The sequence below is a fragment of the Streptomyces parvus genome, assembly GCF_014648875.1.
GTDB lineage: Bacteria > Actinomycetota > Actinomycetes > Streptomycetales > Streptomycetaceae > Streptomyces > Streptomyces parvus.
Genome location: NZ_BMRY01000009.1, coordinates 85,599 through 111,938, shown reverse-complemented (window position 1 = coordinate 111,938; position 26,340 = coordinate 85,599). Strand labels below are relative to the sequence as shown.

The 26,340-nt window shown below is 72.6% G+C and carries 17 protein-coding genes; 8 read left to right on the top strand and 9 right to left on the bottom strand.

Translation table 11 applies throughout. From position 1 onward, the window contains the following. Positions 1 to 48: 48 nt before the first annotated feature. Complete coding sequence (locus tag IE140_RS25705; protein ID WP_189460739.1) at positions 49 to 12,222, bottom strand: non-ribosomal peptide synthetase/type I polyketide synthase; 12,174 nt, start codon at positions 12,220 to 12,222, stop codon at positions 49 to 51. A 149-nt stretch (positions 12,223 to 12,371) separates the two neighbouring features. Here IE140_RS25705 and IE140_RS25700 point away from each other — a divergent pair, with 149 nt between their 5' ends. Then, complete coding sequence (locus tag IE140_RS25700; protein ID WP_093445732.1) at positions 12,372 to 12,917, top strand: AAA family ATPase; 546 nt, start codon at positions 12,372 to 12,374, stop codon at positions 12,915 to 12,917. Positions 12,918 to 13,026: 109 nt separating this feature from the next. On the opposite strand, the gene IE140_RS25695 is transcribed toward IE140_RS25700, so the two are convergent. From IE140_RS25695 to IE140_RS25685, 3 genes are all read right to left on the bottom strand, one after another. Next, positions 13,027 to 13,356, bottom strand: a complete 330-nt coding sequence (locus tag IE140_RS25695; RefSeq protein WP_030717837.1) for an antibiotic biosynthesis monooxygenase family protein — start codon at positions 13,354 to 13,356, stop codon at positions 13,027 to 13,029. Positions 13,357 to 13,394: 38 nt separating this feature from the next. Beyond that, entirely contained in the window at positions 13,395 to 14,498 is a 1,104-nt protein-coding gene (locus tag IE140_RS25690) for a sensor histidine kinase (RefSeq protein ID WP_150195188.1), read from the bottom strand. Between the two features lie 265 nt (positions 14,499 to 14,763). Next, positions 14,764 to 15,462, bottom strand: a complete 699-nt coding sequence (locus tag IE140_RS25685) for a response regulator transcription factor (protein WP_150195191.1) — start codon at positions 15,460 to 15,462, stop codon at positions 14,764 to 14,766. Between the two features lie 87 nt (positions 15,463 to 15,549). On the opposite strand from IE140_RS25685, the gene IE140_RS25680 reads away from it, so the two are divergent. The 5 genes from IE140_RS25680 to IE140_RS25660 all read left to right on the top strand — a co-directional run bounded on the left by IE140_RS25680 (position 15,550) and on the right by IE140_RS25660 (position 20,583). Then, on the top strand, positions 15,550 to 16,251 hold the full coding sequence (locus IE140_RS25680) for a M15 family metallopeptidase (protein ID WP_229826903.1): 702 nt from the start codon (positions 15,550 to 15,552) through the stop codon (positions 16,249 to 16,251). A gap of 35 nt (positions 16,252 to 16,286) precedes the next feature. After that, the gene (locus IE140_RS25675; protein ID WP_150195196.1) at positions 16,287 to 17,372 is read left to right on the top strand and encodes an endonuclease/exonuclease/phosphatase family protein; all 1,086 of its coding nucleotides are present in this window, start codon (positions 16,287 to 16,289) and stop codon (positions 17,370 to 17,372) included. A gap of 282 nt (positions 17,373 to 17,654) precedes the next feature. After that, positions 17,655 to 18,764 carry a FecCD family ABC transporter permease gene (locus tag IE140_RS25670; RefSeq protein ID WP_093435840.1) on the top strand — a complete coding sequence of 370 codons (1,110 nt, stop codon included), beginning with the start codon at positions 17,655 to 17,657 and terminating at the stop codon, positions 18,762 to 18,764. Continuing rightward, positions 18,764 to 19,546, top strand: a complete 783-nt coding sequence (locus IE140_RS25665) for an ABC transporter ATP-binding protein (protein ID WP_167533494.1) — start codon at positions 18,764 to 18,766, stop codon at positions 19,544 to 19,546. The genes IE140_RS25670 and IE140_RS25665 overlap by 1 nt, the downstream gene beginning before the upstream one ends. Before the next feature lie 14 nt (positions 19,547 to 19,560). Next, complete coding sequence (locus IE140_RS25660; RefSeq protein WP_093435836.1) at positions 19,561 to 20,583, top strand: ABC transporter substrate-binding protein; 1,023 nt, start codon at positions 19,561 to 19,563, stop codon at positions 20,581 to 20,583. A gap of 65 nt (positions 20,584 to 20,648) precedes the next feature. Here the strand turns inward: IE140_RS25660 and IE140_RS25655 are convergent, their stop codons facing one another. Then, the gene (locus IE140_RS25655) at positions 20,649 to 21,479 is read right to left on the bottom strand and encodes an aldo/keto reductase (protein ID WP_150197714.1); all 831 of its coding nucleotides are present in this window, start codon (positions 21,477 to 21,479) and stop codon (positions 20,649 to 20,651) included. 131 nt (positions 21,480 to 21,610) lie between these two features. After that, positions 21,611 to 22,522, bottom strand: a complete 912-nt coding sequence (locus tag IE140_RS25650) for an NAD-dependent protein deacetylase (RefSeq protein ID WP_150197716.1) — start codon at positions 22,520 to 22,522, stop codon at positions 21,611 to 21,613. Between the two features lie 248 nt (positions 22,523 to 22,770). Here IE140_RS25650 and IE140_RS25645 point away from each other — a divergent pair, with 248 nt between their 5' ends. Next, positions 22,771 to 23,349, top strand: coding sequence for a snapalysin family zinc-dependent metalloprotease (locus IE140_RS25645; protein WP_150197713.1), 579 nt, complete (start codon positions 22,771 to 22,773; stop codon positions 23,347 to 23,349). 79 nt (positions 23,350 to 23,428) lie between these two features. Here IE140_RS25645 and IE140_RS25640 read toward each other — a convergent pair whose 3' ends face one another. Both IE140_RS25640 and IE140_RS25635 read right to left on the bottom strand, forming a co-directional pair. Then, entirely contained in the window at positions 23,429 to 24,613 is a 1,185-nt protein-coding gene (locus IE140_RS25640; RefSeq protein WP_150197712.1) for a GDSL-type esterase/lipase family protein, read from the bottom strand. Positions 24,614 to 24,651: 38 nt separating this feature from the next. Further along, entirely contained in the window at positions 24,652 to 25,224 is a 573-nt protein-coding gene (locus IE140_RS25635) for a TetR/AcrR family transcriptional regulator (RefSeq protein WP_109181264.1), read from the bottom strand. Positions 25,225 to 25,306: 82 nt separating this feature from the next. Between IE140_RS25635 and IE140_RS25630 the strand changes: the two genes are divergently transcribed. Beyond that, entirely contained in the window at positions 25,307 to 25,798 is a 492-nt protein-coding gene (locus IE140_RS25630) for an FBP domain-containing protein (protein WP_093435857.1), read from the top strand. On the opposite strand, the gene IE140_RS25625 is transcribed toward IE140_RS25630, so the two are convergent. Continuing rightward, the gene (locus IE140_RS25625) at positions 25,788 to 26,276 is read right to left on the bottom strand and encodes a flavodoxin family protein (protein WP_150197711.1); all 489 of its coding nucleotides are present in this window, start codon (positions 26,274 to 26,276) and stop codon (positions 25,788 to 25,790) included. The genes IE140_RS25630 and IE140_RS25625 overlap by 11 nt on opposite strands. Positions 26,277 to 26,340 lie beyond the last annotated feature (64 nt).

Sequence of the window (26,340 nt, the reverse complement as noted above, 5' to 3'; positions counted from 1 at the left end):
GCATGCGAAAGGGGACGTCCACGCCCTCGTGGCGGGACATCAACGAACTTAATCCCGACCACTGACAACGCCGTCGATCACCCCCGGACCGATGGTGCGGGTGAGGAGGTGCAGGGGCGCCGCCCGGATGCCCGCAGCCTCCGCCGCCTCCCAGTGGGCAAGCCCGGTGGGCGCGTCGACAGGGCCGTGGACGAGCGGCACCGCGCAGCCCGAGGCGTGGAGCAAGGACTCCAGCCGGCAGGACGCGATCGCGTCCGCCACCATCGGCTGCGCCAGATATCCGGCCACCGCCGCGGCCGGCAGCCCCTCGGCCACCTCCCGTTCGGCGGGCCCGGCGCTCAGCAGCCCGCCCCCGACGACCAGGACATCCTTCGCCCGTTCCATCCGCTCGAAGGCACGCGTCGTGTCGAAGCAGTGCGGGAACGAGTCGTCGACCACCGTCGTACCCGGGGCGAGAGCGTCGATGTCCAGGAGCGTGCCACCCCCGCTGACCGCCGCGACGATCAGACGGGCCCCGTACACGGCGTCGGGCAGCCCCTGATCCGACTCGACCACCTCCACGACCGCGGCGAGGCCGCCTTCCACCAGGCCGTCGGCCAACTCCTTCAGACGCGGCGAGCTGCCCGGCACGTCACAGAGCAGCAGCCGGGCGGGCGGTTCCTCGGCCAGCGTGAGCAGCAGCTCCAGCGACGAGGAGCCGATCGAGCCGAGACCCACGAACGCGACGGTGAGAGAGCCCAGCTGCTGGTGCGTCGCGTCGAGAGCGGCGTGCACGGTCCTGACGACGGACACGACGGTCGCCGCGTGACCGGTGGTGACGGCAGGAGCCGCTCCGTCCGTCCCGACGGCCCGCAGGACGTCGAAGCCGTAGCCGGTGAGCGACGGGATCATCCCGGCCAGGGACACGGCCCGCGCCCCCAGGGACGAGGCGAGCTCCACCCCGCGTGTGGTGTGCCCGAGCAGGGCGTCGCCGGGGGCGAGTTCGTCCGCGAACAGCGGGACGCTCACGAAGCCCGAACGGCCCAGCGGTGTACGCAGCGTCTCCAGGAGCCGCGGCCGCCCGTCGGGGAACAACAGGCTCCGCAACTCCTCGCGGGGCAACGCCGCCTCCGGCAGCCCCGCCATCCGGGCGAGGTCGGCCGGGGACGGCAGATAGCCGACGAGCGCGGCGTCCACCGGCGCGTCCGAGGCCGCCGCGTGCGCCAGACCGTGCTGTACCGCGTCCGCGAACGCGGCCAGCGCCCGAGGCGTGAACGCCGTGGCCGCCGCGCGGACGGTGATCCGCAGCCGCCCGCCCTCCGGAACGGCGGCCAGGAACACATCCGTACCGGCCGGAGGCGGCGTGAACACGCTGTCACCGTCCTCCCGGGCGACCGTCAGAGTCTCTCCGCTCTCCGGGCCGAGAGCGGAGAAGTCCAGATAGGTGAAGAAGAACTGGGAAGCCAGGGGCAGCCCGTTGGGCAACGACGGCACAGCCCCCTCGTACGTCCGCGCCTCGGCGGCCTCCGCTGCGAGACGGCGCAGATCGTCCTCGAACCCCGTGCCGTCCGTCCGCCCCGACGCCGGACCCGAGGGCCGGAGCGGAACCGCCGTGGCGTACGGGCCGAACACCCGGTGTACGTCGGGCAGGACGTCGTCCCGGCCGCTCACCGCGAGACCGAGCACCAGATCCGCCCGGCCGGTGGTGGCCGCGAGCGCCCGGTAGTAGGCGGTGAGCACGGGGGCGTAGAGGGTGGATCCGGTACGCACGGCGAGAGCGCGCAACGCCTCCACTCGGTCCGCGTCGACCGTGAACCCGTGCGCGTGGAAGAGCGGGCCCGCCGCGGTCTCCGGCCGGGCACCGGTGTCCGTACCGGCGTAGAGCACGGGAGGCCGGTAGGGGGCGCTCAGCCGGGCCCAACGGTCGTCGCGGGGCGGGACCCCGGGATGCGTCATGGCGGCTTCCGCGCGCTGCGCGAGGCGGACGGCGTGGTCGCGGAAGGTACTGCGCAGGGCGCCCTCAGCCGGCATCTCACCCCGGGCCAGGGCGTCGTACGTGGTCATCAGCTCCCGTACCAGCAGCGCGGCGCTGTAGCCGTCGCCGATGATGTGGTGGGCGTGCGCCACCAGGACGTGTTCGTCGGGAGCGAGTGTGAGCACCCGCAGCCGCAGCAGGGGCCAGGCCCAGGGTTCGAAACGGCGCGCCCGCTCGGCGGTGACGCGTTCCTCCACCTGCCCCGGGTCGGTGAGGGTCTCGAAGTCGACCGGCAGGCGCAGCGAGGGCGGCAGCTCCTGCTGGACGGCCGGGCGCGCGCCGGCGGGAAAGACCGTGCGCAGCATCGGATGGCGCCCGACGAGCGTGTCCACCGCGCGCTGGAAGCGGGCGGTGTCGAGGCGGCCGAGCAGGCGGAACCGGGTGAGCCAGGACGACGTCGTGCCCGGTGCGATGGCTTCGGCCAGCAGGAAGCCCCGTTGGGTGGGGGTGAGCGGGAAGGGAGCGGGCGCCCCGGTGCCGGCGGCCGTTTCGACGACGGCGGCCTCCGCGACTTCCTCCGCCGCCGCGTCCACGGCGGAGGCGAGGGCCGCGAGCGTGCGGTTGCGGTAGATGACGGTGGGCCGGGGGAGTGGGCCGCCCTGCTTCTCCAGCCGGGCGAACACCTCCAGAACGAGCAGGGAGTCACCGCCCAGGACGAAGAAGTCGTCCTCGCGGCAGACCTCGTCGGCCTGGAGCAGGGCGGACCAGACGGCGGCGAGCCGGATCTCGGTCGGCGTGCGGGGTGCGGTGCGGGCCGCTGCCGTGCGGGACGGTGAAGGGGGAGGCGCTTCCCCGAGAGCCGTCAGCGCACGGCGGTCGATCTTGCCCGTGCCCGTGAGGGGCATCGCGTCGACACGGGTGATCCGGGACGGAATCATGTACGCGGGCAGCGACTCCGCCAGGTGCCGCCGCAAGGCCGCGGCATCCGCCCGTGAGGCTCCGGATGCTCCTGAGGCTCCGGACGAACCGGAAGCTCCGGATGCTTGCGACGAACCGGGCCCGGGGGTCACGAAAGCGGTGAGGCGTCCGTCCTCCGCGAGAACGACGGCATGGGTGACATCGGGGTGCGTCTGGAGCACCGCCTCGATCTCGCCCGGCTCGACCCGGTTGCCCCGGATCTTCACCTGGTCGTCCAGCCGCCCGAGGAACTCAAGGGTCCCGTCCTCCGAACACCGCACGCGGTCGCCGCTGCGGTACCAGCGCCGCCCGCGCCGAACGGTGAACGCGGCCTCGGTCAGGGCCGGTTCGCCGAGGTATCCCGGGGTCAGACCGATTCCGGCGATGAGGAGTTCGCCGGCCTCACCGGGCCGCAGCACCTCACCGTCGGGCCCGACGACCTCCACCTCCGTACCCGACACCGGGCGGCCGATGGGCAGTCGCCGCACCTGGTCGCCGGGCCGGTCGCGGATGATGTGGCAGCTCGTGTTGATGGTGGCCTCGGTGGGGCCGTACAGGTTCGCGATGCGCTGACCGTCGCCGAAGAGGTCGAACCAGCGGCGCACGTGCGCGGGCGACAGGGCCTCGCCGCCGACGTGGACCCACCGGAGCGCGGACAGGTCCGGCAGCGGCGCACCGCTTCGTACGCGTGCCTCGGAGGCGCTGAGAAGCTGTTCCCAGAGTGTGGGGACGGAGCTCCAGACGGTGATCCGGCGGCGTTCGACGTGCGTCAGCAGCCGGTCGGGATCGCGCAACAGGTCCCAGCCGACGGTGACCACGGTGGCGCCGACGAGCAGCGGCGCGAGGAGCTGGCGGACGGAGGCGTCGAAGCAGGGCGACGCGGTCTGGGCGAGCCGGTCGTGCGCGTCGTACCCGAAGGTGTCGATCGCCCAGTCGAGGTAGTTCTCCATGGACCGGTGGGTGACGGGCACGGCTTTGGGCCGGCCGGTGGACCCGGAGGTGAAGATCACGTACGCGATGCCGTCGGCGTCGGCGTCGGCGTCGATCGGGGCGCTCGGCGTGGGCGCCCCGTTCCCGTGCCGCACGGAATCCGGATCCCGTGAGAACGGCGACGCCGGTACGTCGACGGGCACCAGGGTCACCTCGCCGAGCGCTTCTCCCACCGCGCGGGTCGCGGCATGACAGAGCACCGCACGAGCCCCGGAGCGCGTGAGCTGGTCCACCAGGCGCGCGGTCGGGTGCCCCGCGTCCAGCGGAACCCAGCCCGCCCCGGCGCGCAGGGCGGCGACGACGGCGACGACGGTGTCGGCGCCGGGTTCGGTGAGGAGCCCGACGAGGCTGCCCGGGGTGACGCCACGGGCGAGCAGAGAGGCCGCGAGGGCCTGCGAGGCACGGTCGAGTTCGCCGTACGTCAGGGTCGCGGTGCCAGTGTCGACAGCGACCGCGTCCGGGGTGGCCCGGAACCGCTCGACCAGCCGGCGCACGAGCGTGGCGGACCCGGTTCCTGAGGCCGGGAGGGGCGGGGCCTCAGGCAGGGCCGGGGTCCCCTTCAGGGCCGTCGCGGCCAGCTCGTCGTGGAATTCACGGTCCAGGCGGGCCACCGTCTCCGGGGCGAAGAGCCGGACGGGAAAGTTCCACGAGAAGCGGAGGACCGCCTCGTCCTGCCAGCACAGCAGACTCAGCCGGGTCGCGGCGGTGGCGGTGCCGGCGGCGGTCGGCCGCACGCTCACCGGACACCGCTCGTCGAGGGCGGAGGGGAAGCGCGAGAAGCTGAAGCCGGCCGGACCGACCGTCCGGGGTCCGGACCCGGCCGGGTCCGTCGGCAGCAGCCGTGCCAGGTCCAGGCCGGTGAGCCCGGCGTGCTGCTCGCTCTCCAGCCAGATCCCCGCCAGCCGTTCGGCCAGGACCCCGACCGGCTCGTCCGGGTCCGTCGAACACACCAGGGGGAGAGTGTCGGCGAGCGGCCCCACGAGCCGGTCCAGGCCCGCCGGCCGGCCGTCCCTCCGGGCGCGGGCGACGTTCACCGTGATCTCCCGCTGCCCGCTCCACCGGGCCAGACAGCGCACGTGCACGGCGAGCAGCAGATGGAACAGGCTCACCCCGTGGTCCGCGGCCCGCTTCTCCAACGCGCCGGTCAGCGCCGGATCGAGACTGCTCTGATGCGTGGTCAGCGGAGCCGAGGGAAGGGCCCACGGATCACCGTCGTACGGCAGGCGCAGCGGCTCGCCGCGGGAGGCCAGCCGGTCCGCCCAGTACCGCCGGTCGACGGCGAGCACTTCCACGCCGTCCGTGGAGGACCGTTCGTCGGCGGCAGCGGTCGCGTACCGCGCGAAGTCGGTGCCGAGCGCGGGCAGTGTCGGGGTGTCCCCGTGGGTGAAGGCGGTGTAGAGGGACCAGAGTTCCCCGGCGAGGACGTTGAGGCTGTATCCGTCTCCGGCCGCGTGGTGGATCACCAGCACCAGATGGGACAGCTCCGCGCTCTCCCGCGCGAGGACCGCGCGCACGGGAGGCTCGGCTGAGAGATCGAACGGCCGGTTGCACAGGGCCGTTTCGAGCTCCTCGATACGACCGGGAAGCTCGCGGATCTCGTACCAGGTGGACAGGTCGGAGGGCGGCGCGACGTACTGCACCGGTGACGCGGAACCCGTCCCGTCGTCGGTGCCGGCGGAGTTCTCGATACGGATCCGCAGCATGGTGTGCCGGTCGGCGAGCGCGGCGAGCGCCCGGCCCAGGAGCCGGGTGTCCAGGGGGCCGCGGACGGTCTGGCGGACGTAACCGTGAGCCGGGACTTCAGGGTGGAGCCGGCTGCTGGTGTGCAGGGCCAGTTGGACGGGGGTGAGTGGGAAGGGGGACCCGTCCGGGACGGGGTCCGGCGTACGGGGGAGGGCGGGAGCGACGACGGCGGGTGTGCTGTCGAGGTGTGCGGCCAGTTCGGCGACGGTCCGGTACTCGAAGAAGAGAGTGGCCGACAGGGACCTGCCGAGTTCACGTTCGAGCTGCCTGACGAGGTCGACGGCGGCGAGCGAATCGAGGCCGAGAGCGAGAAACGCCTCGTCGTCCGGAACGTCGGCGGCAGGCAGCCGCAGTGCCGAGGCCAGCAGCCGCCGAAGCAGCGCGGCGGTGCTGGTGTCGGTGCCAGTGCCCCCGGCGCGCGTCCTGCCGGAGGCCGCCGATCCCGTTCCCGTGGATTCCGCTGTGGAGGTCGGGGGTTCCGGTGACTCCGGGGCCACGGGCGGCGAGGGCGGTGTCAGATCGGCGAGCAGCAGCTGAGCCGCGTCGACGCCGCACGCCGTGCGGAGCGCCGTCAGTGCGGGAGCGAGAGCAACGGGCCGCTCTCCGGCGTTCCGTACGGTGATGGAGCCCGCCGCCGTCCCGGTGCCGAGGACCGCCGCCATGCCCGTACCGGCCAATGCCGCGAGGTTCACGGACTGCCAGGGCCTGCCCGCGTGTCGCTCCGACGCGGCGAACGCGTCCAGGAAGGCGTTGGCACCGGCGTAGTCACCCAGTGCGCCGGCCAGCCCGGGCAGCACGGCACTCACGGAGGAGAAGGCGACACGGACCGCCGGGTCGAGCCCGTGCCGGCGCAGGGCCAGCGAGAGCAGCAGGGCGCCCCGGGCCTTGGCGGCCAGGGCGTCCGCCGTCTCCTCGGGACGCCGGTTCCGCAGGGTGCCGGGCCGCACGACCCCCGCGGTGTGGAAGAGGGCGTCGAGGCGCGGCAGTCCGGAGAGGAGCGCGTCGACATCCCGCTCCACCGAGGCATCGGCCACGTGGTAGTGGACGGTGGCGCCGAGCGTACGGAGTTCGTCCGCCAGGCCCACCGGAAGCTGGGGGGAGCGCCCGGTGAGGACGAGGGTGGGCCGGCCCCGGCCCGCGAGGTCCCGGGCGAGCGCGGCGCCGATCCCGCCGCCGCCCCCGGTGATGAGGAAGGTGCCGTCGGGCGGCAGCGCCGACTGCCCCGCCGTGTGGGCGTCCGCCGGTTCCGGCAGGGGTACGAGATGGCGGGTGAGCCGTCGTCCCGCGCGCCGGGCGACGATGGTCGCGCTGCCCGGGGCACCACCCGACCCCAGCTCGGCCAGCACGGCCGTCAGACGCTGGGACGGGGTGTCCAGCGAGCAGAGATCGAGGGCGGTGGCCGCGGCGCCCCGAGTCTCCTGCGGCAGCGCCAGCAGGAGCCCGCCGAGGACGGCATGGGCGGGCCGTGGCCTTTCCCGTACGGTGCCCGTGGCATGCACGTCCTCGGTCACCACCAGCAGCCGGTCCGCGTGGGTCTCGTCGAACCGTGCGAGGGCCTCGCCGAAGGCGGCCGACGCGGCAGCGTGGGCCTGGTCGAGGGCATCGCCGGTGTCCTGGACGGGAGCAGGCCCGGCCACCAGGACCACGGCATCCGGCCGCCCCTCGTCGCCCGCTTCGTACCGACGCACCCCCGCGGCGCAGAGCTGCGAGGCGAGCCGGCCGACCGACGCGGGATCGGGCCCGGTCAGCAGCACCGAACGCACGGACCCTGCCGCCTTCGCCTCCTTTCCGGGCAGGGGGTCGTCCTCCCAGAGAACCCGGTGCAGCAGAGGACGCGGCGCGGGCGGACCGGCCCAGTAGCGGCGCCGCTGGAAGGGGTAGGTGGGCAGGGGAATCCGGCGGGTGCCCGCGTCGAGCGCGGTCCGGTCCAGCGGCATGCCGAGCGACCACAGCCGGCCGACGGTCTCCAGAAGGTCTCCGCGCCCGCCGTGCCGTTCATCGGGCAGCGGTGCGTCATTCGTCCAGTCGGCGGCACACCCCGGCAAGGCGGACATCACCGTGACGCCGCCGCCGGACTCACCGGGCGCGTACGTCTCCGTCGCCGACCGGACCGCACCCGACAACGTCGCCCCGTGGCCGACCTCCACGAAGGTGTCGTACCCCTCCCGGGCCAGGCGTTCCACGGCCGCCCCGAACAGCACCGGGCGCTCGGCGTGGTCGCGCAGGTACTCCGGATCGAGGACCGGCTGCCACGCGCCGGTGACCGTGCTCATGAGGGGCACCGACGGGGCCCGAGGGGTCAGCGCACGGGCCGCGTCGGCGAGCCGGCCGGCCACCGGCCGCATCAGCGGTGAGTGGAAGCCCCGCGAGACCCGCAGGCGGCGCGTGGGGACACCCTGAGCCTCGAGAGCGAGAGCGGCGTGTTCGACGTCGGCGACGGTCCCGGACAGGACCTGGAGTCCGGGACCGTTGTACGCGGCCACGGTGAGGCTCCCGCCCGACTGCGCCACCGCCGCCGCGACTGCCTCCTCACCCCCGCGAACGGCGAGCATGGCGCCGGGATCGGTGAACGCACCCATGAGGCGGCCCCGTTCGGCCGCGAACCGCACCGCCTCCGGGAGCGTCAGCACCCCGCTGACGCAGGCGGCGGTGATCTCCCCGACGCTGTGCCCGGCGACCGCATCGGGCTCCACCCCCCAGGAACGCAGCTGGCGGGCGAGCGCCACTCCGGAGGCGACGAGCAGCGGTTGGGCCACCTCGGTCACGGCCTGCGTGGCTGGATCCACCTCCGGGTCCAGGCCCCAGTCCAGCAGGGGCCGTCCGCAGACAGGGCCGAGGACAGCGGACGCCTCGTCGAACGTGTCCCGGAACACCGACGCCGTCCGGTACAGCGCCCGGTCCTGGCCGGGGGACTGCGCACCCTGCCCGGGAAACAGGAAGACCACGCGCGGCCGGGAACGGACGACGCTCGCCCCGGGCACGCCGGATCCCCCGGTCCCGGCACGCCCGCCCGCTTCGCCGGTAGTCGTGGGCCTGTCCGCTCCCCCCGGTCCGCCCGTCCCGGCGACGAGGGCGGTGAGCCGTGCCCGTAGATCACCGTCGGCGATGACGGCGAGCCGGTGGGGCCCCTCGTCCCGGGACGTGCTCGCGGTCCGGCAGACATCGCCCTCGCGCAGTTCCGGACGGCTTTCCAGGTGCTTGGCGAGGCGGCCCACCGCGCCCCGGAGCGCATCCGCACTCCGCGCCGAGAGAGTCAGCAGGTGCGGTCCCTCGGCGGCGGATTCACGCGTGGCACCCGGCGACGGCGAGACCGAGGCAGCCTCGGGGGGCAGAGCCGGGGCCTCTTCGAGAACGGCATGGGCGTTGGTGCCGCCGAAACCGAACGCGTTGATCCCCGCGACGAGGGACCCGGCGGACGTCCAGTCCCGGGCCTCGGCGACCACGGAGAAGCCCGCGGGGGCGAGTCCCGGCGCGGGCGGGGCGTGGTGCAGCGAGGGCGGCAGCCGACGGTGGACCAGCGCCAGCACGACCTTCACCAGCGCGGGCAGCGCGGCGGCATTCAGCAGATGCCCGATGTTCGTCTTCACCGAGCCGAGCAACCGCGGCTCGCCGCCGGGCCGTACGGGAAACGCGTGGGCCAGCGACCGCAGCTCGATCGGGTCGCCCACGGCCGTGCCCGTCCCGTGGGCCTCCACGTAGGTCACCGATGCGGGATCGACGCCTGCCGCCTCGTACGCCCGGGTGATGACCTCGCGCTGCCGCAGCGGATTGGGCGCCATGAGGCTCATCGACCGGCCGTCGTTGTTGACGGCCGTGCCCCGCACCACGGCGAGCACCTGATCGTCCGAGAGCCGGGCCGCGTCGAGCCGGGTCAGGACGATCGCCGCGCCGCCCTCACCGGGTACGAAGCCGTCGGCATCCGCGCTGAAGGCGCGGCTGCGCCCGGTGGGGGACAGGGCCTGGGCGTCTTCCAGAAGCCGGTGCGGGGTCGAGGTCAGGTGGAGGTTGACCCCGCCGACGACGGCGAGGTCGCACTCTCCGTCCAGCAGGCTGCGCCGGGCCAGATGCAGGGCCACCAGACCCGACGAGCAGGCGGTGTCCACGGCCAGTGCGGGCCCGTCGAGGTCCAGGCTCTGCGAGACCCGCGCGGCGATGAGGGCGGGCAGATTGCCGGTGAGCGAGGCCGGCAGGGGGGTGCCGTCGGCCGAAGCCCGGTCCAGTACCTCGCGGTAGCCGCTTTCGCCGACCGCCGCGAACACGCCGATCCGGCGACCGCGCCGGCGGGGCCCCGCGTATCCGGCGCGTTCGAGGGCCTCGTGCGCGAGTTCCAGGAAGAGCCGCGCCTGCGGGTCGATCGCGCGGGCCTCGTCCTCGCCGATACCGAAGCAGTCGGCGTCGAAGGCGGCCGGGTCCTCCAGGAGCGCCGCCCAACGCTTCCGGGGAGCGGCCCGACGGTCACGGGCGTCGTCGTCCCAACGCCCGTACGGTACGGGGGCGACGGCGTCGTGCCCGTCGATGAGCAGGTCCCAGAAGGCCTCGGGGGTGTCGGCGCCGGGGAACCGGCACGCCATCCCGATGACGGCTGCGACGGCTTCCCCGTCTCCTCCGGTCTTCCCGGCTTCGGTGGCGGAGGACAGTGGCCCGGGGGCCAGGGACAGCAGGTGCCCGGCGAGGGCGGCCACCGTGCCGTGGTCGCGGACGACCGCCGGCGGCAGCGTCACACCGAAGGAGTCCTCCAGCGCCACCAGGACCTCCATCGCCTTGAGCGACGTCCCCCCGAGGCTCCCGAACGGCTCATGCAGACCGATCGACTCGGCGGGCCGCTCCAGCACGCGCGCCCATACCTCCCGGACGGCCCGGACGGCCTGGGCCCGCGCCCGGGGCACGTCCGCGCGGGGTTCCGCAGACGGAGCACCGTCACCCGTCGGCTGCCCACCCGTCGCGAACGCGTCAGCCCCGAACGCACCCGCCTCGAAACGCTCCCGCAACCGCCGACGCTGGAGCTTGCCACTCGTCGTACGGGGGAACGCCCCCGGCGGCAGGGCCAGCACCCGCACATCGTCATGGAACAGCGCCTCGCGCACCCGGGCCGCGACGCGTGCGAGCACCTCCGCCGCCTCGCGCGGGGGCCGCGCCCAGGGGACGAACACCACGACACGCTCCGTACCGGTGACCGGGTCGGTCGAACCGACCACCGCAGGGGCGCCGGGAGGCAGCCCGGGTGTCGCCGCCACGACCTCTTCCAGGTCCGTGGCATGGAAGGTACGGCCGTTGAGGAACAGCACGTCCTTGTGCCGGCCCGTGACGCACAGCCGGCCGTCCCGCAGGAACCCGAGATCACCGGTACGCAGCCACCCCTCGGTGAACGTCTCCGCGCTCATACCGGGAAGTCCGTCGTAGCCACGGGCCAGTTGGGGACCGCGCACCAGGATGTGCCCGACCCGCCGGTCCCCGAGGACATCACCCCCGTCATCGACGATGCGCACGGCGCAGCCGGCCACCGGCCGCCCGACGTCCATCAACTCGACCGCACCCACGCCCGGTTCGGTGTCCACGGCCACGCCATCGCTCAGCGACGCCCGGTCCAGGACCAGCGGTTCGGCCACTTCCCCGGGCGGCGGGAAGGTCACCGCGAGCGTCGCCTCGGCCAGGCCGTAGACGGGCTGGGCCGCCGCCGGATCCAGCCCCGCCGGCCGCGTCTTGACGGCGAAGGCACGCCACACAGCGGGTGCGATGGGCTCCGCCCCGACCAGGAGCAGCCGCACGGCCGAGAGGTCCAGCCGGGCCAGGACGTCGTCGGGAACGCGGCGTACGGCCAGCGCCAGGGCGAAGTTGGCCGCGGACAGCACCGTCGCCCGGTGCCGGTCCGCCACCTCGAACCACAGGCGGGGCCGCTTGGCGAAGGACAGCGGGCCGATCTTGACCTGCCGGGCCCGGGCGGCCAGCGGAGCGAGATGCGTACCGATGAGCCCCATGTCGTGGAAGTACGGCATCCAGCTGACCACCACGTCGTCGGCGCTCAGCGCCGAGGCGGCCCGTATCTGCTCCAGATTGGCCAGCACCGCACGGTGCGTCACCTCCACGCCCTTGGGCGCACCCGTGCTTCCCGAGGAGAACTGCAGGAACGCCACGTCGTCGCGACCGCCGGGTGCGGGTTCGCGCAGCGACGGCCCCTCGCGCAAGGCGTCGATGGCCAGGGCGCGTGAGCCCTCGGGCAGTTCATCGACCAGCGGCGCCGTCGAGGCGTCCACGACGACGGGCGGCCGCCCCAGGTGCTCCCAGACCGGCAGGACCCGACGGGCATCGGCGGCCAGCGGAACGGGCACGAGACCGGCCGCCACCGCGCCCCAGAACATCGGCTGGAAGTCCTCGCTGCGATCGGCGAGCAACGGCACACAGGTCCCGGGCGCGACGCCCGCCTCCCGGAAACCGCCGGCCACCCGCAGGGAATCGTCCAGAAGCTCGCGCAGGGTGACTGTCAGCTCGCTTCCGTCGCCGCGGACGTGCACGACGATCTGCCCGGGGGCTTCACGGACCGCGTCCAGCAGTACATCCAGCAGCGTCATGTGGTGCTCCACCGGTCGATCCGTCCGTTCTGCGCAGGTTCTCCGAAGAATGATCTTAAAAACGCGCGGGACGGGGGGAATCAACCGCCGGGAGGAGACCGCGTGCACCCTGGGAGTGACATGGCCGAGTTCGGCCCCGGGCCCGGCCCGGGGCCGCTAGCGTGATCGCCGTGAAGGTGGGCACGGAAGAGACCCGGCTGATCGTTCTGCGCGGCAACAGCGCTTCGGGGAAGTCGACCGTCGCCGCCGCTCTCCGCCACAGATTCGGCCGCGGGCTGGCCGTGGTCGGGCAGGACAACCTCCGCCGCACCGTGCTGCGCGAACGCGACCGGCCGGGGGCGGCGAACATCGGCCTGATCGAGCTGACGGCCCGCTACGCCCTGGACGCCGGCTACCACGTGGTGGTCGAAGGGATCCTCTACGCCGACCACTACGGCGACATGCTCGCCCGGCTGCGCGCCGACCACCGGGGCCCGACCCACGGGTACTACCTGGACGTCCCGTTCGCCGAGACCGTGGCGCGGCACGCCACCAAACCCATCGCCGACGAGGTCGACGAGGACCAGCTGCGGGACTGGTACCGCCCCCGCGATGTGCTGCCCGACGGACGGGAGACCGTGATCGGCCCCGACAGCATCCTGGACAGGACCGTCGACCGCATCATGCTCGACACCGGCCTGGCCGGACTGCCGCCCGTCGACCGCTGACGCACCGGGTCCCGGCCCAGCGGCCTCGCTGCCCCGTACACACGGGGGAGCGACCTGCCCGGCCGGTCATGATCCGGCCGGGCAGGGGCGTACACCGGTGCGGGCGCGCCTACGCGCCCTTCGGCGCGGCCTGCTGCACGACCTCGAAGGACCACACCGTGGAACCGCTCGCCGCCGGCTTGGGGCGCTCGCCGCCGGAGGCGTCGCCGCCCTGGTGGGCCGCCTTCATCGGACCCTCCATCCACGCCTGGAAGGAGGCCTCGTCACGCCATCGCGTGTAGACGAGGTAGTCGTCCGTGCCCTCGACGGGCCGGAGCAGCTCGAACCACTCGAATCCGTCGGAGCTCTCCACGGCATGGGCGCGGGACGCGAAGCGCTTCTCCAGCGTCTCGCGCTGTTCCTGGGGGACGGTCAGCACATTGATCTTGACTACGCTCATGGCACCATCCTGCCGTACGGGGTCCGGACCTCGTCGCCTCAGGGGGAGGGAAGAGTCCGCGCCGGTCCCCGATCGCCACTCCCGCAGGCCGAGGGAAGTTCCACCGTGACGCGCAGTCCGCCGCCGGCGCGCGGGGCGAGGACGAGCGTCCCGTCGTGCGCGCGCGTGATGGTCTCGACGATGGCCAGGCCGAGGCCGACCCCCGCGTGGTGGGTACGCAGCCGCTCGGCGCCCCGCTGGAACGGTTCGGTGAGCGTCGAGACCAGCTCGGGGGAGAGGGGGGCACCGGTGTTCTCGACCGCCAGCACCACGCGCCCGGCGCGGACGCTCGTCGTCACCTGGACGGTGCCCCCGTCCGGCAGGTTGTGGACGATGGCGTTGTGCACGAGGTTGGTGGCCAGCTGGAGCAGCAGCGTCGGCGATCCGGTCGTGGCGGCGATGTCGCCCCGCGTCTCCAGAGCGATGCCGCGCTCTTCCGCGAGAGGTAGGAAACTCTCGGCGGCCTCCTCGGCGATCAGTGACAGATCGACGCGTTCCGGGGTGAAGGAACGCCGGTCCGCCCGGCTGAGGAGGAGCAGCGCCTCGGTGAGGTCGATCGCCCGGCTGTTGACGGTGTGGAGACGGTCGATGATCTCCTCGGAGTCGCGGTCCGGATCGGCTCGGGCCACTTCCAGCAGCGTCCGGGAGACGGCGAGCGGCGTGCGCAGCTCGTGGGAGGCGTTGGCCGCGAAGCGCTTCTGCTCGGCGACGTGCGCCTCCAGGCGGGCGAGCATCGCGTCGAAGGCATCGGCGAGTTCACGGAACTCGTCCTTGCGGCCGGGCAGCCGGATCCGGTGGGAGAGCGATCCGTGCGTGGCCGTGCGGGTGGCTTCCGTGATCCGGGTCAGCGGGGCGAGCATCCGGCCGGCCAGGAACCATCCGCCCACGAGCCCGAAGAGGAGAAGGACCGCCAGCACGGTGCCCGCCGCCGGGGCGAAGGTGTACGCGAGGAGCTGGCGGTTGGGGTTCTCGTGCAGCATGCGCTGGTCCCAGTCATCGGGAACGTACTGCAGGAGGTACACCCACACCGCCCCGAGCAGGAGGATCCCCGCGACCATGAGGAACCCGGCGTAGCTGAGGGTGAGCTTGAGGCGGACGCTCAACCCGGGCCGCCTGACCACGGCCCCCTCGGCCCCTGCCGCAGTCCGCTCGCCCCTAGGTCCTGTCGTCAAACTGCCGTCTGCCGCGCGACGCCTGGCACGCACGCTCGCTGCGTTACCGAAACGCCCTGGTAGCTCCTTCCCCAAGCTCTCAAATGCGTTCGAGCGGGGGAGGCCCCATCCAAGACCATTCCGGCGCCTTGCGGTCGCACGCACCAGACGCCGCGCGGCCGCCCTTCGGGCGACGACGGCAGTTTGACGACAGGACCTAGCCACGGACCTCTCCCTCTCCCCGTACGGCGTCGGCACCCGGCTCGATGCGGTAGCCGACGCCGGGCACGGTCGCGATGATCCCGGGCTCTCCGAGGCGTTTGCGCAGGGCCGATACGGTGATGCGCACGGCGTTGGTGAACGGATCGGCGTTCTCGTCCCAGGCGCGTTCGAGCAGTTCCTCGGCGCTGACGACACCGCCGTCGGCGCCGATCAGGACTTCGAGCACGGCGAACTGCTTGCGGGTCAGCGCGACGTACCGCCCGTCCCGGTACACCTCCCGGCGGAACGGGTCGAGCCGCAGCCCCGCGATCTCCCGCACGGGAGGTCTGCTGTGGGCGCGTCTGCGGTCGAGCGCCCGGAGCCGGAGGGCGAGTTCGCGGAGCTCGAAGGGTTTCGTGAGGTAGTCGTCGGCACCGAGTTCGAACCCGGACGCCTTGTCGTCGAGCCGGTCGGCGGCGGTGAGCATGAGGATCGGAGTGCCGCTGCCGGAGGCGACGATGTGCCGGGCGATCTCGTCACCGGAAGGACCGGGGACGTCACGGTCGAGGACGGCGATGTCATAGGCGTTGACGCTCAGCAGCTCCAGCGCGGTGTCGCCGTCGCCCGCGATGTCGGCCGCGATCGCTTCGAGACGCAGACCGTCGCGGATGGCTTCTGCCAGATAGGGCTCGTCCTCGACGATCAGCACACGCATGTCCCCGATGGTAGGAGTCGCCGCATATCGTCGGCGTATCGAAAAGCGCATACGCGCCGGCAACTCCGCACTGCCTTGACTGGCAGTATGACTCGACCCCCGCCGTCGGCGCGTACGTCGGCCCTCCGGTTCCGCAAGCCCCTCGTCATCGGCCTGGTGGCCGTACTGGCAGCGATCGTCGTGGCCCTCGGCCACCCCCTGCTGAAGACCTCTCCGACACCCTCCTCGGACTCGGCGGCCACCCCGGGCCAGGACTCCGCGCCCCTCCTGCCCGCCCCGTCCCTCTCCGACCGGCCGCCCTCGCACGCCCCGCACCGCGAGAGCCGGGGCGCGCTCGACGAGACCGACGGTGTCGTGCCCGACGGTGCGACGGTCCTCGACGACGAGGTTCCGGCGGTGGCCAACCTCGACGCGGAACTGCTCGACGCACTTCGGCAGGCCGCACGGGATGCCGCGCCCGACGGAGTCACGTTCACCGTCAACAGCGGCTGGCGTTCGGCCGCATACCAGGAGGAGCTGCTCCGCAAGGCGGTCGCGCAGTACGGCTCCGAAGCCGAGGCCGCCCGCTGGGTGGCCACCGCGACGACCTCTCCCCATGTGTCGGGGGACGCGGTCGACATCGGGCCCGGCACGGCGACGGACTGGCTCTCCGAGCACGGCTCCGCGTACGGGCTGTGCCGGATCTACCGGAACGAACCCTGGCACTTCGAACTGCGTACGGACGCTGCGGACCGAGGCTGCCCGCGCATGTACGCCGACCCCACTCAGGACCCGAGGATGCGACAGTGACCGGCAGCGAACGAGGACAGACGACGGCGACGCGGATGGACACAGGGAACACGGCAGACGTGGCCGAGAGGGTTGCCACATCGGGAGCAACCGAACTGTCCGAACCCTCCGAGCCGTCCCGTCCCTCCGAGCCGTCCCGTCCCTCCGGTCCGTCCAGCATCTGGCGCCGCGGCCGCGTGCTCGCGACAGCGGCGCTGCTGCTGGGCCTGCTCCTGCTGCTGCACGCGAGCATCCCGAACCGGATCGGGAACCTCGGCAGCCTGGTCGAGACGTTCCTGCCGTGGTGCGGCCTGTTCGTCCCGATGCTGCTGGCCGGGGCACTGCTGCGCCGCTCCGCCACCGCGGTGATCGCGCTGCTCCTGCCGGTCGTGGCCTGGCTGAACCTCTTCGGCCCACTGCTCACCGACAAGTCCCACCCGGGCGGCGACCTCACGGTGGCCTCCCACAACGTCGGTGCGGACAACCCCGACCCGGTCGGCACCGCCCGCGCCCTGGCCGGCTCCGGTGCGGACGTGCTGGCACTGGAGGAGCTGGCCGCCGAGGCCCGGGGGACGTACGAGAAGGAACTGGCGCAGGCCTACCCGCACCACACGGTGCAGGGCACGGTCGGACTGTGGAGCAGGTTCCCGTTGTCCGACACCCGGCCGGTCGACGTCGCGATGGACGCCGGACCGCTGGGGGACGCCAAGCCCGCCGAGGCCAAGATGGCCTACAACCGGGGGATGCGGACCACGGTGGCCACGGACCACGGGCCGCTTGCGGTGTACGTGGCACACCTCGGGTCCGTACGCGTGAACCCCAGGGCCGGGCTCTCGTCGGGCCGGCGGGACGGCGGCGCACAGTCGCTGGGACAGGCCGTCGCCGCCGAGAAGAACGAGCGAGTGGTGCTTCTCGGCGATCTGAACGGGACCCTGGACGACCGCGCGTACGAGGGCCTCACCTCGCGGATGGCATCGGCCCAGGAGACCGCCGGGGCCGGCTTCGGCTTCAGCTGGCCGGCCACGTTCCCCGTGGTGCGGATCGACCAGATCCTGGTGCGCGGCGTGGAACCGGAGAGCGCCTGGGTACTGCCCGCAACCGGCAGCGACCACCTGCCCGTGGCGGCCCGCATCAGCTGGTGAACGAGGTCGACGCGGTGAACGCCGAGGACGTCCCGGCCCTCCCCGAAACCGGAACGGACGTACGCGCTAGGCTGCGGACTCGTCACGGGGGAAGTCCGGTCGAAACCCGGCGCTGACCCGCAACGGTAGACGGACCCCCGGTCCGTGAGCCCGATCACCCGCGGCACAGAAGGCTCCTGACCATTCGCCGTGGACTGCGAAAAGGGCGCTGCGCGGGACGGCCGCCGTCCGGGGCCGCTTCTCCTTGTGCGACGCACGGCCCGAGGCGAAAGCGACCGGCCCGTGGCCACGTCTCTCGACCGCATACCCGCCAAACCGCCACGCCCCGCGCGGGGCGGCACCGGACCGGCGCCGCCCCGCCGCGTCCCCCTGCCGCTCCTCCTGACCGGTCTGGGCCTCGCCCTTCCCCTCTCGCTCGTCTGCGGAGCGGCACTCGGGGCGTCGGGGCTCTCCTGGGCCGAAGTGACGCGCTACCTCTGGGCAGGAATCACCGGCGGAGCCATCGGCTCCGAAGAGGTCCCGGCCTACACCATCGTCTGGGAACTGCGCCTGCCACGAGCGGTTCTGGCCGCGGTCGTGGGCGCCGGTCTGTCGGCCATCGGCGTCGCAGTCCAGGCCATGGTGCGCAACGCGCTCGCCGACCCGTTCGTGCTCGGCATCTCCTCGGGCGCGGCGGTCGGCGCCAACGCCGTCCTCATCTTCGGGGCCCTGGGCGCACTGGGCATCTGGGCGCTGTCCACGGCGGCATTCGGCTCCGCGCTCCTCGCGATGCTGCTCGTGTACGCGGTCGCCCGCACCGAACGCGGTCTCACCCCGCTCCGGCTCGTGCTGACGGGAACCGCGATGTACTACGGCTTCTCCGCCGTCACCACCTTCATGGTGTTCGCGGCCGAGCGCGGGGAAGCGGCCCGCTCCGCGATGATGTGGCTGCTCGGCAGCCTGAGCGGCGCCAACTGGGCCGCCGTGCCGATCGCCGCCGGGGCGGTGCTCGCCGGCCTCGCGCACCTCGGCTGGTCGGCGCGGCGCCTGAACGCCCTCGCCATGGGCGACGAGACCGCCGCCGCGCTCGGCGTCGACCCCGGGAGACTGCGCAGGGAACTCTTCCTCGTCTCCGCGGCCGTCACCGGGGCGGTCGTCGCGGTCAGCGGGGCGATCGGCTTCGTCGGCCTGATGGTCCCGCACGCCACCCGGATGCTGGTCGGCGCGGACCACCGGCGGCTTCTGGCCGTCGCACCCCTCGCCGGAGCCGTCCTGCTGATCTGGGTCGACATCCTCTCGCGCGTGGTGCTCGCCCCGGCCGAACTGCCCGTGGGCGTCCTCACCGCGGTCATCGGTGTTCCCTGCTTCATCCTCCTCATGCGCCGGCGCGCCTACTCCTTCGGGGGCATCTGATGCGGATCGACATCGACGAGCTCACCGTCGAGATCGCCGGCGCACGCCTGGTGGACCAGGTCACCCTGGGCGCGGCCGACGGGCAGCTCGTCGGCCTGGTCGGCCCCAACGGCAGCGGGAAGTCCACTCTCCTGCGCTGCGTCTACCGGGCTCTGCGGCCGTCCGCCGGCGCCGTCAGGATCGGTGGTGAGGACCTCCACGCCCTCACCACCCGGGAAGGCGCCCGACGGCTGGCCGCCCTGCCTCAGGACGCGGTCGCCGAATTCGACTTCACCGTCGCCGAGATCGTCGCCATGGGCCGTCTGCCGCACCAGGGGCCGATGGCCCGGACGACCGACGAGGACCGCCGCCGCTGCGACGAGGCGCTGGAAGGGGTCGGGGCGGGACACCTGGCCGAACGCGGCTTCCTGACCCTCTCCGGCGGCGAGCGGCAGCGCGTCCTCATCGCCCGCGCGCTCGCCCAGCAGCCCCGGGTCCTCGTGCTAGACGAGCCCACCAACCACCTGGACATCGCCCATCAGTTGGAAGTCCTCGCCCTGGTCCGCGACAGCGGCCTGACCGTGCTGACCGCCCTGCACGACCTGAACCTCGCCGCCCTGCACTGCGACGCCGTCCACGTCATCGACAGCGGCCGGATCGTCGCCTCCGGACCCCCGCACGACGTCCTGACCACCGAACTGCTGGCCGACGTCTTCGGCGTACGGGCACACCGCGTCACGCACCCCGCGACCGGGGCGCTGCAACTGCTCTTCGACCTTCCCCCGGCCCGTCCCACCCCCTGAAGGAGCCCCGCCCCATGCCCCACCCCCTGCGCCCCGCGGCCTTCGTCCTCGCCGCCGCCCTGGCCCTCACCGGTTGCGGAGCGGACGTCACACCGGAAGCCGACGGGAAGGACAGCACCGCACAGGCCGACCGCCACTACCCGGTGACCGTGGAGAACTGCGGTGAGAAGAAGCGCTACGACAAGGCCCCGCAGCGGGTCGTGACCAACGACGTCGGCATCACCGAGATCATGTTCGCCCTCGGCCTCGAGGACCACATGGCCGGATACGTGATGCCCGACGACAAGGGCGACATGACGTCCGTCCCCTGGAAGGACGGCTACAAGAAGACCAAGTGGCTCTCCAAGGAGCGCATCAACAAGGAGTTGGTCCTCGACGCCCGGGCCGATCTGGTCTTCGCCGGCTGGAACTACGGATTCAACGAGGGCGAGGGCTTCACCCCCGCCGAACTGAAGCGCGTGGGCATCGACTCCTACCTGCTCAGCGAGTCCTGCCGGAACGGGCAGGGCAAGGCCCGCGGCGTCATGCCCCCGCTCGAAGCGCTCTACACCGACCTGCGGAACCTCGGAAAGATCTTCGACGTCGAGGACCGGGCGAACACCCTCATCACCTCGTTCCGGAAGGAGGTCGCCGACGCGCGCTCCCGGGCGGCGACGGGCGACGACCGCCTCCGCGTCTTCCTCTACGACGACGGCAAGGACAAGCCGCTGACCTCGGGCGCGTACGCCGGACCGCACGACATCATCACCAAGGCCGGCGGCGACCACATCATGAAGGACCTCAAGGACAGCTGGACCACGGTCGGCTGGGAGACGGTGGTCGACCGCGATCCCGAGGTCATCGTCATCAACGACTACGGCGACACCGGCGCGGACGAGAAGCGGAAGTTCCTGAAGTCCTACAAGCCCCTCGCCGGTGTATCGGCGATCAAGAACGACCGCATCGTCGTCCTCGACTACGTGGACCTCGTCGAGAGCCCGCGCAATCCGGCGGCGATCAGCTCGCTCGCCGAGGACCTGAGGAACTTCGCACGGTAGTAGGGCCCTGGGTGCGCGTACGCGGTGGGGATCACCGCGTACGCGCACCATGCCGCCGGGCCGGGTCAGCCGTTGAAGGTGTCCGGGTCGGGCCCGGTGCGTTCGTCACGGTTGAGTGCGGAGATCTCGCCGATGTCGCCCCCGGTGAGCTCGAAGTCGAAGAGCGCGAAGTTGTCCTGGATGCGCTTCAGCGTCACGGACTTGGGGAAGACGATGTCCCCGCGCTGCAGATGCCAGCGCAGCACCACCTGTGCGGGCTTCCTGCCCACCCGCTCGGCGATCCGCGCGATCGTCGGATCGGAGAGCACCTTGCCCTGGGCGATGGGCGACCACGCCTCCGTGGCGATGTCGTGCTCCGCCCCGAAGGCCCGCAGAGGCTCCTGCGTGAGGTACGGGTGCACCTCGATCTGGTTGACGGCGGGCACCACCGTGCTGTTGTCCAGCAGCCGGCGCAGATGGTTCTCCTGGAAGTTGGAGACCCCGATCGCCTTGGCGCGCCCGGACCGGTAGATCTCCTCCAGCGCCTTCCACGTCTCCACGAAGTCGCCCGAACCACCCGGCAGGGGCCAGTGGATGAGGAAGAGGTCCAGGTAGTCGAAGCCCAGCTCCTCCAGGGAACGGTCGAACGCCCGGAGTGCCTCGGCGGGCGCGTGCGCCCCGTTGTTCAGCTTGCTCGTGACGAAGACGTCGGCGCGGTCGAGCCCGGACTCCCGGACCGCCTGGCCGACCTCCTTCTCGTTGCCGTACATCTGCGCCGTGTCGATGTGCCGGTAGCCGGTCTCCAGAGCGGCGACGGTGGTCTCGCAGGTCTCGTCCGGCGGGATCTGGAAGGTCCCGAAGCCGAGCTGGGGGATCGCCACACCGTTGTTGAGGGTGATGGACGGTACTGAAGGCACGGTTGCTCCTTGCTCTGTCGACGGCCTCGGAAGGCGGGGAGTTACCCATAAGCATCTATATCGGTAATGTCCCGCGTGCGCAGAGTGACGGAGAGTGATGCTGGGGTCGGGAGAGCGGTGTGCGTCGTCGGCTAGGCGGGCTCTGCCGCCGTGTCGGCGGCATGGGCGGGGACGTGAACACCGAGTCGGCCCGCCGCGGCGGTGAGAGCCGATCCCAGCGGAAGGGCGATACGGGTCACGGCGTGCCGGTCGCCCCGGGTCGCATCCCGGTTGACGATCAGCACCGGCGTACCGGCCCCGGCGGCCTGGCGGACGAAGCGCAGCCCCGACATCACGGTCAGCGAGGAGCCCAGGACCAGCAGGGTGCGCGCCTCGCGGACCAGCGTGCGGCAGTGCTCGACCCGCTGCGGGGGCACGGCCTCGCCGAAGAACACCACGTCCGGTTTGAGGACCCCACCGCAGGAGGCGCAGGGCACCACGCGGAAGTCCCCGACCTGCTCGTCCGTGAGGTCCGCGTCGCCGTCCGGGTTCAGCGCGGAGGCCACCGGCGCGAACCCCTCGTTGGCCGCCTCCAGCCGGTGCGCCAGCTCGCGGCGCGGGCTGAAGGTGCCGCAGGACAGGCAGACGACCCGGTCCAGACGGCCGTGCAGGTCCACGACGTCGTTACTGCCCGCGGCCTGGTGCAGCCCGTCGACGTTCTGGGTGATCACGCCTGAGAGCAGGCCCTGCCGCCCGAAGGCGGCCACGGCCCGGTGCCCGGCGTTGGGCCGGGCGCGGCCGAACGTACGCCAGCCGAGATGGCTGCGCGCCCAGTAGCGCCGCCGGGCACCGGCGTCGGCCGTGAAGTCCTGGTAGGTCATGGGGGTGTGGCGGCTCAGGCTCCCGCCCTCGCCCCGGTAGTCGGGGATGCCCGACTCCGTGGAGAGGCCCGCCCCGCTCAGGATCAGGACACGGCCACCGCGCAGCGCCCCGGCGACCGGCTCCAGGTCCGTCGTGCCCGGCGGCAGCTCCTCGTCCGAGGTCCAGCTCAGGGTCGGTCGCATGCGCATGCCCCCAGGGTACGGAACAGGCCCCGGCGCCGTCGGCCTAGCGCCACCACGAAGCAAGGGGCGGTTTCCGGCCTCATTTCGTGACAGGGGCATGACCAAGCTCTGTTCGCGGCATAGGTCCTGCGGCCCGGGAGGAACGGCAACCGGCCATCGAGGCCGCCCGGTTCCCCGCGAACCGGCCGTTTCCCCCACTCGCCCGGCTCCGCGAGGAGCCGAGCCCCCCATGAATGAAGGGACGAACAATGCTGGATTCCAGATGGTTCAAGGCGGCCGGTGCCGCCGTGGCGCTCACCCTGGCCTCGGCCACGGCGGCGCACGCCGCTCCCGCGCCGGACCCGGCCGCGGAGAGCACGGCAGCCGTGGTGACGCTCCGCTACGACGACAGCAGGGCCGGCGGCTGGGAGGCGGCGATCGCCGCAGGGGTCGCCTCCTGGAACGGAAACGTCGGCAACGTCAAGCTCGTCGAGGCCGCACCCGGCACGCGGGCCGAGATACAGATCGTGGCCACCAGCGGCTGGCCGCAGGCCACGCTCGGCCCGGTCCGCCCCGGCGGCCAGGCCCGGGTGGAGCTGGGCAGCCAGGCGGTCACCCAGGGCCACGACAAGACCCGTATCGCGGCCCATGAACTCGGCCACAGCCTGGGCCTGCCGGACACCAAACCCGGCCCCTGCTCCCAGCTGATGTCAGGCTCCAGTGCCGGAGCGAGCTGCACGAACGCGGTTCCGAACGCGGCCGAGCGGGCCCGCGTGGAATCCGCCTACGCGGGCGGCCTCGCCTCCCGCGTTCCGGCCGACGGCCGCATCCTGGTGGACGCTCCGTAACCGGGCGTACGGCGAAAGGCGGGGAGCCGGGCTCGTCCCGAACCGGCTCCCCGCCGACGGCCGACGGCGCGCTCGGGAGTCACCGCTCCTGCGCGGCGAAGGGTCCACCACGGCCGAAGGCGTGCCGGGCGAAACGCTCGGCGATACGCCGGTGGGTGGCGGGATCCGGGTGCAGATCGTCGGGCAGCGGGAACTCGGCGTGGTCGTCCGCGCCGTAGAGGTCCAGGCCGTCGAGGTGGTGCAGCTGGGGATCGGTGGCCGAGCGCTCCTTGACGATCCGGGCCAGCTCGTCCCGGATCACGGTCAGTGTGAGCTTCCCCGCGGCGACCTCCGCCGGATCGCCGGTGGCCGTGAACCCCACCCGGCCCTCGCTCATCGCGGTGAAGTCCGGGGCGAGCGGCCCCGGGGTGTTCTCGTGGATGGGGCAGCAGATCGGCGAGATCACCAGCAGCGGTGCGGTCGGGTGCCCGTCGCGCAGGGTGTCGAGGAAGCCGTGGACGGCCGGGCCGAACGCGCGCAGCCGCATCAGGTCGGCGTTGACGATGTTGATACCGATCTTGACGCTGAGCAGGTCGGCGGGGGTGTCGCGCATGGCCCGGGCGGTGAAGGGGTCGAGGAGGGCGCCACCGCCGAACCCCATGTTGATCAGTTCGGCACCGCCGGAGGCCGCGGCCAGGGCGGGCCAGGTGCCGGTCGGGGTGGCGGCGTTGGAACCGTGGCTGATGGAACTGCCGTGGTGCAGCCAGACCGGTCGGCCGCTCGGCCGGGGAGTGTGCACCGGAGCGTCGGTGCGCAGGGCGACCAGGAGCGTCGTCTCGTCGTGGGGCAGCCAGATCTCGACGTCCTTCTCGCCGTCCGGCAGACCGGTGAACCGGAGCGTCTCCACGGGGCCCGGCCGGGTCCGAGCCGTCCCCGCGGACATGTCGATGGTGAGCGTGTCGCCGCCGGAAGCGCCGGCCCGGCCCGCGAGGCGGCCGTCCACGAGGAGTTCGTACACCCCGTCGGGGCGCGGCGGAGCTCCGACGTAGACGCGCTTGGTGGCCACCACGTCCAGTTCGACGGAGGTCGCCCGGGTGCGGAACGCCAGCCGGACGCCGGCGGGCTGGGACTCGGCCATGGCCAGCTGTCCGTCGGCGATCTGCCGCCGCGCACGGGCGGGCAGCCGGTGCGGAAGCACCCCGCGCTCGGTCTGCTCCAGGTCGAGCGCGCCCCGCAGGATGTCGGTGCTGATGGGGGTGGTCGTCCAGTCGTGCCGGGTGGTCATGTGCGTGTTCTCTTCGTTCGTTGTGAGGGGGATCCGGGTCAGGAAGGGGCCGGCCAGTTGCGCAGCAGGGAGTCGAGTGCGTCGAGGATCTCCGTCCAGCTCTGATCGGAGGAGGGGGCGCTGTGGCTGAAACCGCCCGCCATCTCCAGCTCCACGTAGCCGTTGAAGACGCTGCCCAGGAGCCGTACCGCGTGTGTCTCCTGAAGCTCGGGCAATTCGTAGCCGCGCAGAATCGCCCGCATCATCCGGGAGTGGCGCATGCCCGCACTCGCGGCCGCCGTGTCCGCGTCGAGGCGGAACCGGGCCGCGGCGAAGCGGCCCGGGTGCTGGAACGCGTAGTCCCGGTAGGTGTCGGCGAACGCGCGGAGAGCGTCCCGGCCCGCCCGTCCCGCGATGGCCGCCGACGCCTGGTCGGCGAGTTCCTCCAGGGCCAGCAGGGCGATCCTGGTCTTGAGGTCGTGGGCGTTCTTGACGTGCGAATACAGACTCGCGGTCTTGATGCCCAGCTTCCGGGCGAGCTCCGAAGGGGTCACCTGCTCGAAGCCGATCTCGTCCGCCAGCTCGGCGCCCGCCCGCACCACGCGCTCCGCCGCCAGCCCCGCTCGTGCCATGCCACCCTCCGAACGCTTCCCCATGATTACCTAAAGGAATATACGTTTGCCTAATGCTTTTAGGCAACTTAGCGTGGATCTCATGAAACCCCTGACCGAGCGAGAGATCCGCAGTGCCTTCGTGAACTGCACCAAGGGCGAGGCCAAACGCCTGTCCGTCCCCCGTGACCTGGCCGACCGGCCCTGGGACGACCTGGACTTCCTGGGCTGGCGCGACCCTCAGGCCCCTGACCGGGCCTACCTGGTGATGCCGTCCGGCGTGAGTCATGTCGGAGTCCAGTTGCGCTCCTCCGACACCGGCTCCTCGCAGACCCGCCGCAGCATGTGCTCGATGTGCGTGACCGTCCACACCGGGGGAGTCTCCCTGCTGGTGGCCCCCAAGCCGGGGAAGGCGGGCAAGCAGGGCAACTCCGTCGGCGCCTACATGTGCAGTGACCTCGCCTGCTCGCTCTACGTACGCGGGAAGAAGGACGCCGGCGTGGGCGGGCGACTGCGTGAGTCCCTCACCCTGGAGGAGCAGATCGACCGCACCATGACGAATCTCGCCGCGTTCATCGCCAGGGTCACCGCGTGATGCGCCGGGCGTCCCGCAGCCGCTCGGCGAAGGCGCGGGCAGCGGCCAGGTCGTCGGTGTCGGGCCTGTGCCTGTTGAGCCCGCCGACGAGTTTGAAGGGCGCCCAGGTGTCGAGGGCCCGGCACGCGAACGTTCCGGCCACATCGAACCCCTTCCCTTCGAGAAGGCGCACGAGGCGGCGGGTGAACGGCATCACCGGCGTTTCGGGGAGACCGCTGCTCGCGAACACGAACGCGTGGGCACCCGGCCGGTCCTGACGCGGTCGGGAAGGGAGGGCGCGCACGAAGTCGGTGAGCCGCGGGTGAAGCGCTCCGTAGAAGACGCCGGAGCCGAACCCCACGAGGTCGGCGGCGGCCAGTTCCCGCGGATCGGCCTCCTCGGGGCTGACGATTCCCGCTCCCAGCGGCTGAGCCATGGCGTCGGCGACGCGCAGGGTGTTGCCGTGCGACACGGAAACGCACACGATGACGGCCTTCATGGCAGCAGTTCCTCTCTCCGGACCCCGCGGTGCTTCCACGGTGTTTCCGTAGTGAAGACAGCTC

What these genes read in the sequence shown, in the direction of transcription:
- IE140_RS25695 (WP_030717837.1), bottom strand. Translation starts at nt 13,356, where the DNA reads ATGAGCGTAGTCAAGATCAATGTGCTGACCGTCCCCCAGGAACAGCGC.
- IE140_RS25685 (WP_150195191.1), bottom strand. Translation starts at nt 15,462, where the DNA reads ATGCGTGTGCTGATCGTCGAGGACGAGCCCTATCTGGCAGAAGCCATC.
- IE140_RS25680 (WP_229826903.1), top strand. Translation starts at nt 15,550, where the DNA reads ATGACTCGACCCCCGCCGTCGGCGCGTACGTCGGCCCTCCGGTTCCGC.
- IE140_RS25675 (WP_150195196.1), top strand. Translation starts at nt 16,287, where the DNA reads ATGGACACAGGGAACACGGCAGACGTGGCCGAGAGGGTTGCCACATCG.
- IE140_RS25665 (WP_167533494.1), top strand. Translation starts at nt 18,764, where the DNA reads ATGCGGATCGACATCGACGAGCTCACCGTCGAGATCGCCGGCGCACGC.
- IE140_RS25660 (WP_093435836.1), top strand. Translation starts at nt 19,561, where the DNA reads ATGCCCCACCCCCTGCGCCCCGCGGCCTTCGTCCTCGCCGCCGCCCTG.
- IE140_RS25650 (WP_150197716.1), bottom strand. Translation starts at nt 22,522, where the DNA reads ATGCGACCGACCCTGAGCTGGACCTCGGACGAGGAGCTGCCGCCGGGC.
- IE140_RS25645 (WP_150197713.1), top strand. Translation starts at nt 22,771, where the DNA reads ATGCTGGATTCCAGATGGTTCAAGGCGGCCGGTGCCGCCGTGGCGCTC.
- IE140_RS25640 (WP_150197712.1), bottom strand. Translation starts at nt 24,613, where the DNA reads ATGACCACCCGGCACGACTGGACGACCACCCCCATCAGCACCGACATC.
- IE140_RS25635 (WP_109181264.1), bottom strand. Translation starts at nt 25,224, where the DNA reads ATGGCACGAGCGGGGCTGGCGGCGGAGCGCGTGGTGCGGGCGGGCGCC.
- IE140_RS25630 (WP_093435857.1), top strand. Translation starts at nt 25,307, where the DNA reads ATGAAACCCCTGACCGAGCGAGAGATCCGCAGTGCCTTCGTGAACTGC.
- IE140_RS25625 (WP_150197711.1), bottom strand. Translation starts at nt 26,276, where the DNA reads ATGAAGGCCGTCATCGTGTGCGTTTCCGTGTCGCACGGCAACACCCTG.